This is a genomic window from Halobacteriovorax sp. BALOs_7 (genome assembly GCF_003612895.1).
Lineage (GTDB): Bacteria > Bdellovibrionota > Bacteriovoracia > Bacteriovoracales > Bacteriovoracaceae > Halobacteriovorax_A > Halobacteriovorax_A vibrionivorans.
In genome coordinates, this window is the sequence record NZ_CP027772.1 from 670831 (window position 1) to 686497 (window position 15667).

General features: G+C 36.5%; 17 protein-coding genes. 13 read left to right on the forward strand and 4 right to left on the reverse strand.

Annotated elements, in window-relative coordinates:
- Window positions 1–2: 2 nt before the first annotated feature.
- Window positions 3–191: a hypothetical protein gene (locus tag BALOs_RS03270; RefSeq protein WP_115361493.1), complete on the reverse strand. Its 189-nt coding sequence runs from the start codon at window positions 189–191 to the stop codon at window positions 3–5.
- Between the two features lie 363 nt (window positions 192–554).
- On the opposite strand from BALOs_RS03270, the gene BALOs_RS03275 reads away from it, so the two are divergent.
- Genes BALOs_RS03275 through BALOs_RS03295 form a run of 5 tightly spaced genes read left to right on the forward strand, consistent with a single transcriptional unit; the run spans window position 555 to window position 5757 of the window.
- On the forward strand, window positions 555–1520 hold the full coding sequence (locus BALOs_RS03275; protein WP_115361491.1) for a TRAP transporter TatT component family protein: 966 nt from the start codon (window positions 555–557) through the stop codon (window positions 1518–1520).
- Window positions 1521–1533: 13 nt separating this feature from the next.
- Window positions 1534–2523, forward strand: a complete 990-nt coding sequence (gene dctP / locus BALOs_RS03280; protein WP_115361489.1) for a TRAP transporter substrate-binding protein DctP — start codon at window positions 1534–1536, stop codon at window positions 2521–2523.
- A gap of 3 nt (window positions 2524–2526) precedes the next feature.
- Window positions 2527–3024, forward strand: coding sequence for a TRAP transporter small permease (locus BALOs_RS03285; protein WP_115361487.1), 498 nt, complete (start codon window positions 2527–2529; stop codon window positions 3022–3024).
- A complete protein-coding gene (locus BALOs_RS03290; RefSeq protein ID WP_115361485.1) occupies window positions 3005–4267 on the forward strand; it encodes a TRAP transporter large permease in 1263 nt (420 codons plus the stop codon). The genes BALOs_RS03285 and BALOs_RS03290 overlap by 20 nt, the downstream gene beginning before the upstream one ends.
- A gap of 5 nt (window positions 4268–4272) precedes the next feature.
- Window positions 4273–5757, forward strand: coding sequence for a hypothetical protein (locus BALOs_RS03295; protein ID WP_120404245.1), 1485 nt, complete (start codon window positions 4273–4275; stop codon window positions 5755–5757).
- 403 nt (window positions 5758–6160) lie between these two features.
- Here BALOs_RS03295 and BALOs_RS03300 read toward each other — a convergent pair whose 3' ends face one another.
- Together BALOs_RS03300 and BALOs_RS03305 are read right to left on the reverse strand one after the other, a co-directional pair.
- On the reverse strand, window positions 6161–6793 hold the full coding sequence (locus BALOs_RS03300) for a hypothetical protein (protein WP_115361481.1): 633 nt from the start codon (window positions 6791–6793) through the stop codon (window positions 6161–6163).
- Between the two features lie 142 nt (window positions 6794–6935).
- Window positions 6936–7589, reverse strand: coding sequence for a hypothetical protein (locus tag BALOs_RS03305; RefSeq protein WP_115361478.1), 654 nt, complete (start codon window positions 7587–7589; stop codon window positions 6936–6938).
- 439 nt (window positions 7590–8028) lie between these two features.
- Between BALOs_RS03305 and BALOs_RS03310 the strand changes: the two genes are divergently transcribed.
- Complete coding sequence (locus tag BALOs_RS03310; RefSeq protein ID WP_115361476.1) at window positions 8029–8472, forward strand: hypothetical protein; 444 nt, start codon at window positions 8029–8031, stop codon at window positions 8470–8472.
- Between the two features lie 11 nt (window positions 8473–8483).
- Here the strand turns inward: BALOs_RS03310 and BALOs_RS03315 are convergent, their stop codons facing one another.
- Window positions 8484–9470 carry a bifunctional oligoribonuclease/PAP phosphatase NrnA gene (locus BALOs_RS03315; RefSeq protein WP_115361474.1) on the reverse strand — a complete coding sequence of 329 codons (987 nt, stop codon included), beginning with the start codon at window positions 9468–9470 and terminating at the stop codon, window positions 8484–8486.
- A gap of 138 nt (window positions 9471–9608) precedes the next feature.
- Here BALOs_RS03315 and BALOs_RS03320 point away from each other — a divergent pair, with 138 nt between their 5' ends.
- The 7 genes from BALOs_RS03320 to BALOs_RS03350 all read left to right on the forward strand — a co-directional run bounded on the left by BALOs_RS03320 (window position 9609) and on the right by BALOs_RS03350 (window position 15667).
- Entirely contained in the window at window positions 9609–10535 is a 927-nt protein-coding gene (locus BALOs_RS03320) for an ABC transporter ATP-binding protein (protein ID WP_120404246.1), read from the forward strand.
- Window positions 10532–11290: an ABC transporter permease gene (locus tag BALOs_RS03325; protein WP_115361470.1), complete on the forward strand. Its 759-nt coding sequence runs from the start codon at window positions 10532–10534 to the stop codon at window positions 11288–11290. The genes BALOs_RS03320 and BALOs_RS03325 overlap by 4 nt, the downstream gene beginning before the upstream one ends.
- Entirely contained in the window at window positions 11287–12780 is a 1494-nt protein-coding gene (locus tag BALOs_RS03330; RefSeq protein ID WP_120404247.1) for a Gldg family protein, read from the forward strand. Before BALOs_RS03325 ends, BALOs_RS03330 begins: the two co-directional genes overlap by 4 nt.
- Window positions 12780–13328 (forward strand): hypothetical protein, encoded by a 549-nt coding sequence (locus BALOs_RS03335; RefSeq protein WP_120404248.1) that lies wholly within the window; start codon window positions 12780–12782, stop codon window positions 13326–13328. Before BALOs_RS03330 ends, BALOs_RS03335 begins: the two co-directional genes overlap by 1 nt.
- A 47-nt stretch (window positions 13329–13375) precedes the next feature.
- Complete coding sequence (locus BALOs_RS03340) at window positions 13376–14047, forward strand: hypothetical protein (protein WP_115361464.1); 672 nt, start codon at window positions 13376–13378, stop codon at window positions 14045–14047.
- A 131-nt stretch (window positions 14048–14178) separates the two neighbouring features.
- Window positions 14179–14841, forward strand: a complete 663-nt coding sequence (locus BALOs_RS03345; RefSeq protein WP_115361462.1) for a thymidine kinase — start codon at window positions 14179–14181, stop codon at window positions 14839–14841.
- Window positions 14825–15667 (forward strand): uracil phosphoribosyltransferase, encoded by an 843-nt coding sequence (locus BALOs_RS03350; RefSeq protein WP_115361460.1) that lies wholly within the window; start codon window positions 14825–14827, stop codon window positions 15665–15667. Before BALOs_RS03345 ends, BALOs_RS03350 begins: the two co-directional genes overlap by 17 nt.

The window sequence follows — 15667 nt, forward strand, 5'->3', positions numbered from 1 at the left end:
CTCTATCCTTCTGATTCTTCAGTTTTCTTGCTTCCACCTAAAACAGCACGTGTAGGTCTAAGACTCTTTACTCTTAAAAGAGACTTTCTAGGCTTTAGACTAGCAGACTTACGAATAGTTCTTAGTCTGTTTAGACCAGTTGGGTTTAGGTTTGGCGTCAATTTTTCGTTAGATGTTCCTTGTGATGACATCTCCATCTCCTTGTTAATAGTTACCGAAAAAGGTTTTCAAAATACTTACCTTAATCGATACCTAAGTGGAGAGAAAAAGCTCACTAACTCAGAATCGGATTAGGTAAGTAGTTCATCTACTCGTAGAAAAACTACTCTCAATGGTCACTCCGTGACAAAGTTTAAATCCTTAAATATATACTCGGAATAACTGCAAAAAACATTTAGTCCGAATGATATTTTCTAATCATATCATGGGCTTACAAATGGTGCAATACGGCCAGTAGTGGATGACTCGAGCGTCAAGAAAAAGGTAATAACTGCTTGTAATTACTAATTATATAAGGCAAATTACTACTATAGTTTTTATAAGGATGGCCAAAAATGTGCAAAGAAAAATTGGCATTGCTAATTCTACTTTTTACTGTAGTTTCTTGTTCAACTATTAAGAAGGCAGCGACTTCGCAAATGGGGGAGATGATTTTTGAATCTTCAGATGCTGTTTTAGTGGAAAATGACTGGAATTTGTTTGAAGAAACAATCAGTGGAAATATCAAAGTTCTAGAAACGCTCTATGCTACAGATCGCTCAAATGTCGACTTCATTGTTACTCTGATTAAAGGCTACACTGGCAAGGCCTTTGCTATTGATGAAACATACTATCTTAAAGATCAGCTACAAGAAAAGATGAATTCTGTTCATCGTTCTCGTGCGCTATCAAATTATACTCGTGCCCTTAGTTATTCAGCTCTATTTTTTAAAGAAAGAGATTTTGAAAACTTTGACTTCACAAAATATATCTCAAGCCCTGATGAATTTTATAAATTACTTGAAGATAAATTAAGTGATAGTGCTTCTGATGTTGAAGGTGTCTTCTACACAGCTCAGGCCTTGGCCTCAATTATTAATCTTCAAAGAGATAATATGAGAACTGTTGCTTATCTTCCACTGGCCAAGGTGATGTATGACTGGTCTTGTGAGAAGAATCCAAAACTTGGTTACGGTGCTTGTGATATCTTTTCAGCCTCTTATGTTGCATCTAGGCCACGTGGACTTGGTGGTAATCCAATGGAAGGGAAGGCCTTATTTGAGAAAGCAATTGCAAAGTGGCCAGATAATATGATGGTACGTTTAGCATTTATTCAATTCTACGCAGTTCCTATGTATGAGAAGAATGTTTATCTCAATCAGAAATTAGAAATAGAAAAATATACACGTGAAAATTTAGAATCAAAGTATTGGAGCGGTGGAAAACTAGAAGCTCCTGAAATTAATTATAATAATCTATTTAATCTCATCGCTAATAAAAGACTTGAGATTATTGAAAGTTTAGAAAAAGAAATTTTTTAATAGGTAAGATCATATGAAAAATATTTTAAAAATTGCACTTACACTACTTGTTACATTTAACCTTTATGCACTAACTCTAAAAGTTGGTGTCTTAACACCTGAGGGAACTAATTGGGCCAAGAATCTTAAAAAGATGGCCAAGGCAATTAAGAAAGAAACTGGTGGAAAGGTAAAAGTTAAATTCTACTTTGGTGGTTCTCAAGGTGATGAACCAGATGTTTTAAGAAAGATTCGCGTTGGACAATTACATGGTGGAGTTTTTACTGCAAAGACTCTAGGGGATATTAACGGTGATATCCGTGTCTTAGAATTACCATTTACTTTCTATCACGATAGAGACCGCGTATTAAAAGCAATTGATGACTTAACTCCATATCTAAATAAAAGTGTTGAAGCTAAGAACTTTGTTAACCTAGGTTTCTTCGATATCGGTATGGTGTACTTTGTTTCTAAAAATAAAATTGCTTCTCTTGATAATCTTCAAGGAGTAAAGATTTGGTCTTGGGAAGGAGATCCTCTTGTTGAAACGATCTTAGAAGAAATGAAATTAGTTTCAGTACCACTTCCTCTTCCTGATGTATTATCTTCACTTTCAACTGGAATCATAGAAGCGGCTTATGCTCCACCTCTAGCGATTCTTTCGATGCAGTGGAATACAAAGGTTCAGTATTTAATTGATTTTCCTCTTTCAACTTCTGTGGGGGCTTTTTTAATTAGTAACAAAGCATTTAAAAGAATTTCTCCTGAGAATCAAAAGATTGTGAAGGAAGTTTCAAAGAGATATATCGATCAAGTTAAAGCAACAAATGAAAAAGATAATCAGGACTCACTTGATCTTATGAAGCAGTCTGGTGTTGAATTTGTTAAGCTAAGTGATAAGGATATTGATCTAGCTGTAAAGGTTAGAGAAGCTACAATTAAGAAATTAAAAGGAAAGCTGTTTTCTGCAAAGGCCTATGAGCTGCTAGAAAAGAGTTTAGAAAAGAGTAAAAAGAAGAATTAAGTTGTGATTAGAAAAGTCGAAAAACTCACCGATGATTTTATCAGTACTGGCCTTGTTATTGTCGTCGTAACAATCTTAGGCTTTAGTGTCGCCTCAATTATTTTGAGATGGTTCAATCTTTCTTTTTCTTGGATTGATCCATTAGTTCGACACCTCGTTTTTGTCTTGGCATTCTTTGGTGCTGCAATGGCAAGTGGAAAGTCTCGCCATATCGCTATTGAGATTCTTCCTAAGTTCTTAGAAAACTCAGGATATAAAAAATCACTCTTTGTTTTAAATAAATTTATCAGTCTTTGTACAATTGTTGGGGCCACTTGGCTTTTTGCTTCAGGTGTACAATTTTATAATGTTGAAAAAGAATATGGACGCCTTTCATCACTGGGAGTTCATACATCTGTTTTAGTAGGTATTATTCCAGCAGGGTTTGCGCTAATCTTTTGGCGCTCACTTCTAGCATTCTTAGACTTTAGGGAAGAAGAGCATGAGCTTAATAACAATTAGTATTGCCGCATTAATTTTGGCGCTAATTGGTGTGCCTCTTTTTATCGTCTTAGGATGTGTCGCCTTAGCGGCCTTCTTTCATAATGGGATTGATCCATCGGCAGTTTCTGTTGAGATCTATCGACTTGCTTCTGCTCCAACTATTTTAACAATTCCATTATTTACATTTGCAGGATACTTACTTGCAGAATCAAATGCACCAAAGAGATTATTTCGCTTTACCAATGCCATGCTTTCTTGGATGCCTGGTGGAGTTGCCATTGTTGGCCTTTGTCTTTGTGCCTTCTTTACTGCATTTACTGGAGCTAGTGGTGTAACGATCGTTGCTCTTGGTGGCCTAATCTATCCAATTCTTATGGGCCGTGGACATAGTGACAAGTTCACAATGGGCTTTATTACGACCTCAGGCTCTCTTGGTTTACTCTTTCCTCCTTCACTGCCAATTATTCTCTACGGAATTGTTGCTGGTGTTGATATTGATCAACTCTTTAAAGCGGGAATTGTTCCAGGTGTCCTATTGATTGTGGGCCTTGCCATTTATTCAATTCTTAAGTCTGGGAAAAATAATGAAAGAGGTAAGTTTGAGTTAAGTGAGGCCATTGCAAGTTTTAAAGGGGCCTTCTTTGAGTTGTTACTACCTATTGCTGTTCTTGTGGGAATTTATGGTGGCTTTGTTACTGTAACAGAAGCTGCTGCATTTACGGCCTTCTACATTCTAATCATTGAATGCTTTGTTTATAAGGATTTAAGTCTTACTAAGGATGTTCCTGGGATTATCAAAGACTCCATGACTATGGTTGGGGCCATTCTTATTATTCTTTGTTGCGCTCTTGGACTAACAAACTTTCTCGTTGATGAAGAAGTTCCAAATCAATTATTTACGGCCTTTAGTGGAGTTCTAACTAATAAATACGCCTTTCTTTTATTCTTGAACGTTTTCTTACTTATTGTAGGAAGTTTAATGGATATTTTTAGTGCGATAATTGTGGTTGTTCCACTAATTCTTCCATTGGCCCAGCAATTTGATATACATCCAATTCATTTGGCCATTGTCTTTCTCACTAATTTAGAAATCGGTTATATAACGCCTCCAGTGGGAATTAATCTCTTTATTAGCTCCATTCGCTTTAAGAGACCAATTACTGAACTATATCGCTCGGCCTTGCCGTTTCTCTTTATTCTACTAATTTGTTTGGCCATTATTACCTATGTGCCGGCCATCAGTCTTCTTTGGGTACAATAAAGAGGATGTTTATTTTTAAATACTTACAACTATTTTTACTCATCCTTATTCTTCATCCCACAAGTGCGCTTTCACTTGTACAGGAAGATGGAGTTAAAGGTGAGTGGGACTTTGAGCATTATGATGGGCCACTTGATCCAAGATTGATTATCGATCATCAAAATGAAAAACAAGAGTTCTATGATGAATACACTGGACGTAATTACTTTGATGTACTTCTCGTTCCAGAATTAACGGATCTCTCACAAGACTTTAATCGCTATATCTATCCAAACTTCTCTTGCTCTAAGTATGAACTTAAAGAGAATTTGGCCTATATGCGCTACTTAATTCGCTTAACTTCAATTGCTAGTCTTTACGAGTTTTATCGACAAACAAGTATCGCCCTATATCAATATGGTGATGAGAAGAGCTGCCAGATTGATTACGAAACAATTTTTAAGCAGTGTAAGCCTAAGTCAAAAGATATGAAGCTCTTTATTGGGCGTGTTTCAGACTTCTTTCCAGATATCGTAGACTGGGGGAAATATCCAATCAAGCTTAAGACTGATCGAAGATTTAGTCTTGAAACTTACCATCCTGATCTTGTAAAGATTCTTAGATTAGATTTCGGTGGAGATGAGAAGAGTCATCTTATAAAAGCATGTCAATTTGCCAAAAATGAAATTCAAAGTCTTTGTAGTGAAAATGATGAATACATGGCAGCTGCACAGATTAAAGAGATTCGAAATGAGATTCTTAAGTCATCAGCCTTTAAAATTCTTAATCGCAGTGGGAAGGGGCAAGCCTGTTTCACTCGCTATGAAGAAATGGCCAAAGACATGGAAGAGATTGATGATAAGAGTAAGAGGATTATTAAGACGGCCCTTACTTCAAAGGGTGAGCTTAAGGTCTTTTGGTTTGGTGCTTTAAAAGAATTTGATGATCAGGGAATAACTCTTGTTGAACAAAAGAAGCCTGAGCCAGTTAAGAAGGTAAAAAAGGTCGAAGAGAAAAAGCCTGAGCCGGTTAAAACAGTTGATATTAAAAGCATTAAAATTATCAGAAAGCCAAAGCCTCAACCAAAGAAGCCAGAGCCTAAGCCAGTGGAGAAGGTCTCTGCTTTTGAAAAGGCCCTTAGAAACTTTGAGAAATCAAAAGAAAAAACAGTTGTTGATATGACGAGCTTTAAAACTGATTATAAGTTCTCAAAGAAGACGCTTGAAAAGTTCAATGGGTCTTTAAGAAGCTTTCAAACTCGCAAGCAGCTATCAAAGATGAAAAGGGTTGATAACCTTGGTTCAGTAGCGGCGCCAATGAGTTTAACTTTTATTAAGTATCTTATTGATTATAACCTTCACCAGGGTCTTTACAATATGACGGGAATTCTTAGTAATGACTTCTATGTTATTAATGATCTAGAGAATAAGAGTCGTCCAGTGAAGATTAAATTAGATAATAATAAGGATACTGGGTTTAAGTGGAAGATCTGGGTTACTGATTCAGAGTAAGGTACGTCGTTACTTTTGGCATTTTCAATAGTTTACACATCAAAATATCCCCAATAATAGATTTATGATCACCTAAGATACTGCATATTTAGTTCATCCTAATAAGGTCGTTTATTATCAATTAGCAGATACTGATATAGTTTGTTTAAATCAATGTTTTGAGGAGAGTAATGGCACCTAACTTATTGGAAGTGCCAAAAGTAACGACGTACCTTAATTGCTTAGGCTTTCCCATTGGCCTTGAAACAACAGTCCACTCTCGGCTCCTGCCTTCGTGGACATACCGTTCATCCTGAACATAAAAGCCGGGCTTGAACCCGGCTTGTTGAAATAATTTTTTAGCTAAAGTCTAGTGGCCTAGCACCGCGTCCCATAGATTGCCTTTGGGTAATCAATGCCGCGGCTAGTGCTTTCTAGAAAGTCTTTTCAGTCTCTTCTCGTATGCAGACTTAACTGATAGAGCTAGGAAGAAACCAGCATTTTCACCGTTTTCATCTTGTCCAAATAGAGAGATATTTCCAACTCTTTTGTCACCAGCTTTAAAAGACTTAGTCCAAGCAAATCCGTATAGGTTAAAGTTATGTAGTGGTACCCAAATACCAAAAACTTTTGGCCCAACGTAGAATGCCATATTCTTAATTTTTTCTACAGTAAATGCTACTGCTGGAAGAGCACCAGCTGCTACACCAGGAATCATACGTCCACCAGGAAGAGTCTTTGGATCAAGACGCTTTACATCTGATGAGAAAATATCATCTAGTGATACTGTAAAAGTTAGAACTGAACCTGGACCTTCTAGGTTAGGGTTAAGTCCGATAAATGATTTCTTGTATTTTGGAACTTTGTAAGTTGCTCCAGCAACAATTGATACATCTTCTAAAACCATTGAAACAATAACATTGTCTTCTAGTAGGTTAACGTTTGGCCCATCAACTCCTGGGATCTCAACGTTTCCTTCTCCACATGAAACAGAGAAGAAAGAGAAGCTTAGTAGTGCTAAGACTGTCAGTAGTCTTTTTCTTAATGTGATTTCCATATCGATACCTCACTTTTGGAAAATTTCTCTCATATGCCTTTCTATCGACAAAAGTGAAGTAGTTCTTAATTTTTTTTGGGAAAAAAATAACCCCCAGTTACCTGGGGGCATTTTTTACTATGTGAATCGTTTTGGTCGACTATTAGTAACGATCGGCCATTCTTTCTAGGTATCTTTCCTCTGAACGAGAAACTGTTAGTGCTAGGAAGAAACCACCATTTTCTCCGTTTGCATCTTCACCAACAAGTGAAAGGTTACCAACTCTCTTACTATCCGTGTAGAAACGAGTTGTAAGCATTGCACCTGACATATTAAGACCATTTACTGGAACCCAAACACCAAAGATTTGTGGCCCAATGTAGAAAGCGATGTTCTTAATACTTGGTACTGAGAAAGCTACTGCTGGAAGAGCACCACCAGAAACACCTGGGATAGCACGTCCACCTGGTAGAGTAAGTGGATCTAGACGATCAGCTTTTCCACCAAAAATATCATCAAGTGAAACAGAGAATGCTAGAAGCGTTCCGTTTGACTGAAGATCTGGAGCGATCTCAACGTAAGAGTTTGTGTAGTTAGGGATGTTGAATCTTGCACCACCCTCAACTTGCACATTTTCTAAAACGATATCAATTAGGATATCATCCTGAAGTAAAACTACTGTCGGTCCATCAACACCTGGAATGTCCAAGTTCTTTGAACTGTCCCCTGAACCACATGACGTCGTTAGTAGCGACAGGGTAACAAGTGCAGAAGTGATTAAAAGTTTTGACTGCTTAAATACTAGTGAATTTTTCATAATTACCTCAAATGACTTTCTATTAGATTTTGATTTCCCTTTTTAATAGAAGTCTCTTTGAAGGCTTGTGCTCTTTTACAACTTATTGAACTCAACTGACGTACGACAAAGACCACAAATCGTTCTCTCTTCGATTTATTTCGATAAAAGCCATTATGAAGAATTCAAGAATTTAAACAACATGATGTGTACCTCGATTAACGAAATTCAAAAAAAATGTAAATTTTTTGAAATTTTTTTCAGTAATTTCAATTGCTTAATGAGGACTCGTTGAATTTTTTTTGGCCTTATTCACTATGGAGCTTGTTGAGGTGGAGCAAGGCGAATTTTGCCGACAAATTTAGGCACCGGCATTATAAGTTACTGAAAGTACATCTAAAAACAGAGTCGTGCTTTTTTCCACCTAAAAAAGAGTTAAGGACTTCTGTACAATAAAATTGTGAGATTATTAGCAGATCGACCACATTTACCAGCTAACCAAGCTAAGAAAGCAAGAAGAGACTATGCAACAGATAGTTCTACTTCTTCATTTTCACCGATGCCTAATTCTAATGGGGCAAAGATTGTTAGAAGACCTAAGCCAAATGATCTTAGTCGTAGTCAGATACACGCTAAAATTAAGAATCATAAATTAGAAAAAGAGCAGGCCTTCCAAACTAAGCTTGATGCAGCTTCAGCAAAGAAGAAAGCGCAAGCTTTAAAAGAGGCGACAACTGCAAAAGTTGAAGTTACTCCTGAAGGGGAGCCTTTTGGTGATGTAAAAAAGAATGATCCAAAAGATCCTGGTACTAAGGAAAAATTAAAAGATGCTTTAACTGCCGGTGCATTTAACTTTTCTGCAAAAGAAAGAGAAGTTCTGGGAAAAATCCTTAAAGATCAATAAGCACTAAACGCTTAGTCTTCTGATTCAATCATTAAATCAATTTTTTGAATTACTTCTGGAATCGTCTTCTCAAGTGTTCCATCAATAATCGTTGCTGCTGAGTGATTGTGACCGCCGCCACCAAGTGCTTGAGCAATGATTCCAACATCAACAGTTTGATTCACACTTCGAAATGAGATTTTAACTTTGTCGTCAATTTCACGAAACATACAGGCCACTTCAATCCCTTCAAGAATTAGAAGGTGATTAATGAAACCATGTGTATCTTCTGCTTCACAATTATGATTTTCAATATCATTTTCAGTCATGGAAATCCATGCAACAAGTCCGCTCTTACTTAGTTGGCAAGAAGAGAGTACTTGGCCTAAAAGCTTAATATACTCAACTTGTTTAATCCCGTTGATTTGATTAAAAGCTTGTGGAGGAGAAATACCTGTATCTAATAATTTTGAAGCAATCTTGTGTGTATTGGCCGTTACTGTTGGGTAACGAAATGAGCTGGTATCGATAATAATTGAAGTATAAAGGGCCAAGGCCATCTTCTCATCAAACTTAACACCAAGGGCCTCAATTAATTCACCTACTAATTCACCTGTTGCTGCTTTGGTTGAGTCCACACAGTGAATTGCTGCAAGCTCTTTTGGGCAAGGGTGGTGATCAATAAAGAGTAGCTCACTTGATTTTAAAACTAGCTCTTGAACATTCTTACCAATACGAGGAAGTGCATTGGTATCAGTTACAATGAATAAATCTATTTTTTTAAAATGATCTTTTGAATCTTCGTAATTTGAAATAACCCCATCTGGATCAAGGTAGCGATAGCGATCAAATAACTTTTCCTCGTTAATACATATGGCATTCTTCCCGAGTTTTCTAAGGGCCATACATAAGGCAATCTCACTTCCAATACCATCGGCATCTGGAAAGATGTGAGTTGTGATAACAATATTATTTGCTTTTTCAACTAAGTTTTTGAAACGCTCTACATTCTTGGTCATATATTTCCTAATCGGAAGATTCGCAAACCTTCTCAAAGGTTTGATGATTAAATTTTAAGACTTTTCTTATTGTTTCATTTTTTGTTAGGATTTTAAAGAAGCTTTTAAAAAATGAAGGTTTAAAGAAGGATTTTTACTGTGGATCAAGGAATGGATAATAGCCTGGTGAAATTGTCGGCCATTAGAAAGACATTTCCTGGCAAGGAAGTCCTTAAAGGCGTGGATCTAACTATCGGTCGCCAAGGGGTTTTAGGCTTTTTAGGACCAAATGGTGCAGGAAAGTCGACCCTGATGAAGATAATCTTAGAAGAGCAAGAATATACAGCAGGTGAGTTAATAAAAAGTGAAGACCTAACAATTGGTTATTTACCTGAGGAACCATCGTTGTATCGTCACATGACAGTTGCTCCGTTTTTAAAGTTTGTTCAAGAGATTTACGCAACATCTCAGAATGCTTATTCAATTCAAGAGATTATCGAAAAATGTGGACTCTCTGATGTTTCTCACCAGCGAATTGAAAATCTATCAAAGGGATATAAACAAAAAGTAGGGATTGCAGCAGCAATCTGTCATAACCCAAAACTTCTTGTTTTAGATGAGCCATTAGTTGGCCTTGATCCAAATGCGATTATTCAAATTAAAGAAGTGATTAAAGATCTCTCTAAAGATCACACAATATTTATTTCTTCTCACCAATTAAGTGATCTGGCTTCAATTTGTGATGATATCGCCATCTTAAATGAGGGACATATTATTGCTCATGGACCAATTGATGAAATTGAAAAAACTCTTGAGATTAAACAAGAGGTAGAAGTTGAATTTGAAAATATTGATACAAGTAAGCTTAATGGGCTAAAAGAGCTTGGTGTTAATTTCACAATATCTGGTGATATTTATACTTTTTCTAAAGAGAGTTCTAAAGAAAAGTCAGATGGGGACTTACGAGTCATTCTTTCAAAATACTTTGCACAAAATGATCTATCTATTCTTTCACAGCAGAATAAGAAAGTTGGCCTTGAGGATATCTTTAAGAAGCTAACGGCAAAGCCAGGAGGGAAGGCATGAGTTTGAAAAAAACAATACCGCTCCTAAGAGGAATTTCAATTGTCTATAAGAAAGAAGTTGTGGAGAGTTTTTCATCTCCAATTATTTATATCTTTGCGGCCATCTCAAACTTCATAATGTCTGCAATTTTCTATAATAATTTACAAATGGCACCACAGTTAACAAATAAGACTGTCGTGGACTTTGTTATTGCACCAACATTTTCGGCGCTAAATTTTATTCTACTTTTCTTTGCTCCTATGATTACAATGGGTGCCTTTGTTAAAGAAAAGAGAGAGAATACTTTCTCTCTTTTAAAGCTTTCAAACTTAAGTGATGAGTCGATCTTTTTTGCAAAGTACTTAAGTGCCCTTACTAAGCTTGTTTTCATTACTTTGCCAATCTTCATAATCCCGCTATTTCTAGCACCAAAGGGATTTGATGACTTTGCAATATTATTTACAAATATGATTGGAATCTATGGGCTGGGAATGTGCTACTTGGCCATCGGTCTTAATGCTTCATTATTAAGTCGCTCATATATTGCTTCAATTGTTCTATCTTTTGGGGCGCTATTTTCATTTCTTATTGTCTATGCCAGCTCAAATGTTATTCAAAATGAGATGGTTCAGGCCATCATGAGATACTTCAGTTTTAGTTCACATATTTTCTATTTCTCACGTGGGGCAATTACAAGCTTTGATCTACTTTACTTAGCTTCATTTATTGGCTTCTTTAGTTTTGTGGGCATTCGCAATATGGGGGTTAGAAAATGAAAAAAATTACTCTAAGCCTTTGCGCTGTTTTCTATTTAATTGCATGCTTTCTCTTCTTAGTTATTCCTGAGCATGCTTTCTTAGTGGGAGCTACTTTTATCATTGCTCTTGCAATGACGATTCTAACTTTTTACTTTCATTTAACTGAGATAAGAAATTTTGTTAAGAGTACTTTTGGAAGAAATTTACTTTCTAATTTTACCGCCTTTTTCTTACTCTTTTGCATCCTTGCTGTTTTAAATTTTATCGTTTTTAAAAAAGGTGGAATTTGGGACTTAAGTCAAAGAAAGCTTAATACGTTATCAGACTTAACGGTCAAAACAGTTGATAAATTTGATGAAAAAGTTGAGATGGTTGTTTTCTCAAATAAAGAATCAAAGAACGCTATTCTTTCTCTTTTAGAATTATATAAGAATGAAAATACTTCACTTGTTACAAGCTATTATGATCCTGAGCTAAGGCCAGATATGATTGCTCAATACGGGGTGACCGTTTCGCCTTCTATTGTTCTTGTAAAAGGGGACAAGAAGGTTATTGTAACTCGTATTCTTGAGCTTGGAATTACTAATGGATTAATTCGTCTGCAACGAGAAGAAGATCCGACAATTTGTTTTAATTATCATCCTAAGTTTCAAGATAGTACTGATAATGGCTTTACAGGACTTATTCATGTTCTTAAGCAATCAGCTTATAAATTAAATGTAATTGACCTTTTACAGGCCAAGGCCATACCTGAAACTTGTAATGTCTTTTCTATTCTTGAGCCAACTAATGATTTCTCAAAAGAGCAAGTTGAAAAGCTTAGTTCATATTATGAAAATGGTGGACGCATCTTTGGTGCCTTTATGCCAAACTTTCGCGGAGAAAAACTTACAAATCTTAAAAAGTTTTTTGAGGATAATGGCCTAATTATTCATAACGATGTGGTTATTGATCCGGCCAACTCTCTTGAATCCTCAAAGGGAACAGCACCCATTATTACAAGCTTTGATAAATTACATATAAATCAAGATTTTAGAGAGCGCGTCTTTCTTCCACTTGCTAGCTCTGTTAGTGCTGCAAAAGACTTTGTTAAAAACTTTCACTCTCTTGCAAGTTCTTCTCCTAAGAGTTGGGCCGAACAAAAGTTAATCTCAGTTATTGCAGGTGATGTTAAAAAAGATAGTGCCGATATTGCAGGACCAATTGATATGGCCGCAACTATTACACGTGAGGATGCGCCAGCTCTAATGGCCATTGGAAATACATCTTTTATTTCAAATAAGTTCTTTAGTTATCAATCAAATTTTAAATTTATATCAAATCTCTATCATTGGATGACGGGACAAGGACAACTTGCTTCCATGAATTCAGTGGTCTTTAAAGAGAAGCCACTTCTAGTATCAGTCATAGAGAAGCAAATGATTTTTTATTTTTCAATTGTGATCCTTCCACTGATCTTTTTGATTGTGGCCCTCGTTCTTTATCAACGTAGGAAGTTTGCTGCATAATGAAAAATGTCTATCTACTAATCATTTTGATTCTTACAATAACGGCCGCTTATTTTACGGTTGAAAGAGATGAGCAGGATCAGGCACAAGAGATTAAGCAAAAACGAGAGATACTTGCCTTATCAAGTTACGGGCAAGTGACGGGAATTAAAATTTCTGGTGCAAGTATTGATCTTAAGAAAACGAAAGATGAGAATCTAAAATTATTCTATGAGGAATTGCAAAAGCTTAAGGTTGATCGAATCTTAAATAATGAAGAAGTAAAAGAGGAACTTCTTTCTTTGGAGAATCCTCCAAAATTAAAATTTACTTTTGAAAATGGTAAAGAGGTCTCATTTATCCTTGGGCAAAAGATTGCCATTAGTCAGCAATTTTATATGTTAGTTGAATCAGATAAGAAGAAGCATTGGCTTATTGCTCGCTTTGAGACTGCCTTTCCAGCGGATATGAAGGATAAGGATCGACTTCGCTCAAGCATTCCTTATCAAAAATTTCGTGAAGTTCTCCAAACGCCAGAATCATTCTTTTATAGTGAACTAAAAGAGTAGGTCATTGTTCTATTTTCATTTATTTGGAATTCAATTAAAATAAAAACGTGATTAGCATTTATCAGCAATATATTAAGTACCTCCTTTATCCAAAACTTGTTAATTCAAATATAGCAAGCCACAGGGAAGAGCTCGAAAAGATTCGCGAAGCGCGTCTTTTTGAAATCGTAAAAGATGAGAGTCGACGAGGAGTACAATTAAAGTTTACTGATTTTACATTGGCCTCTTGGCCATTTGTTCTAATCTATGGCCTTTATTCACTGGTACAAATTCATATTGGTATTCTCTTATCTGCGCAAATGGCAAAGGAAGGCTTTCTTCCTGCGATTTTCTCATCAAGTGAATTTCAACAAAAGGCCTTCTTATTTTCGACACTATTTAAAGTTGTCTTCTTCCCACTTTCTGCCTGGGTTTTTGTTAAATTCTGGCGAGTGGTGATTTCTCTTTTTGCGGGACTCTTTGATAAGGATCTTGAGGGAGTTAATCTTGAAGATACGATTGCTGCGTCGCTCGTAGGGAATTTCTTTTTAATCATTCCAATCTTTGGGGACTTTTTAAAATTTGTTTCTCAAGTGGTCTACTTGTATTTTGGACTGCGTTATAACCTGAGGTTTTCTTTTGTGCAAAGCTTCTTTATTCTCTTATCCCCATTAATACTGATCGTAGGGCTTTTCCTAGTGATGTTAATGTACATCAGTCTCATCATAAGCTTTATTTAGGCTCACTGCACTCGTTGCGTTGCTTTCAATTTTTGATAGAAGATGTAAGTGGCCTAAAAACCCTTAGGCCGTCATAATAAATCCTAGAGACACAACACAAAAAAATCTGACATTAATAGGAGTTTAAGTCAATGTACGCAAGCCACGCACACCAAACCGGCGGCATTGAGGTCGTATGCGGACCAATGTTTTCTGGGAAGACGGAAGAGTTAATCCGTCGAGTAACTCGAGCACAAATTGCTCGTCAAAAAGTTCAAATTTTCAAACCTGTTATTGATGACCGTTATCACAAGACAAATGTCGTAAGTCATTCTTCACGTCATGTGGAAGCAGAACCGGTTAAGGATGCAGTTGAAATCTTACAGAAGGTTTATGATTCAACTCGTATCGTGGCAATTGATGAGGTTCAATTCTTCGATAATACAATTATCAAAGTCGTTTCTAAACTTGCTCGTCGCGGAATTCGCGTTATTTGTGCAGGCCTAGATCAAGACTTTAAATCAAAAGCTTTTGGTCCAATGCCAGAGCTTCTATGTATCGCAGACGATGTCATGAAGATTCAGGCCATCTGTACTGTTTGTGGTGCACCAGCTTCGAAAACATATCGACTACCAAGTGAGAATAAGAAAACTGTTCTTGTGGGAGAGGCCGATTTATATGAAGCAAGATGTCGTGCTCACTATGATTATTTAGATGAAGATCAAGATGTTAAGGCATTTTCAATTTCACTTGGAGGCTTAAAAGAGGTAAACTCTAAGAGCGAGGTGAAATTGGAAAATGAAAACACAATCTAAAATATCAAAACTTAAAGACGTACACTACGAATCTAACGATTTTAAAATAAGTCAAATCGAACACAAATATGGAGAGAATGTTTACATTCTCTCCAATCCTTTGGCTGAAAGCTTATTAGCGCGCTTTTCAAATGAAGGCGTCATTCAGCCAGAACTCAATCACTTAATACAAAAGCTATACTTTATTCTTCTTGAAGCAGTACTTGGAAATTCATTTCCTAAGGAAGTTATTGAAGTTCGCTCTCGTATGGCAGGGCTCACAGATAAGGCCGTTTTTGATCAAGAGGTCATAAAGAAAGAGCAACCAGTTGTTTGTGTGGATCTTGCGCGCGCAGGAACTTTCCCAAGTCACGTTTGCTTTGAAAATCTAAACTATTTCTTAAACTCTTCTTTAATCCGTCAGGATCATTTCTATGTTAATCGTAAGGTAGATGAAAATGAACAAGTGATTGGAGTGGATGTTAGTGGATCAAAGATTGGTGGCGGCCAAGAGGGTGCTATTGTCATTCTTCCTGATCCAATGGGGGCAACTGGTGGTTCCATGTCTTTTGCGGTTGGACACTACAAAGATCAAGTTAAGGGCAAGGCCTTAAAATATATTTCGATTAATCTCATTGTAACGCCTGAGTATATTAAGCGTATGCAAAAGGATCATCCTGATGTGGAGATCTATGCGCTAAGGCTTGATCGAGGACTTTCTCCTGAGCACGTTTTAAAAACAGTTCCTGGAACTCTTTGGGATGAGGAAGTTGGTTTAACTGGAAAACAATACATCGTACCAGGAGCAGGTGGTGTCGGTGAAATCTTAAATAACTCATTTGTATAG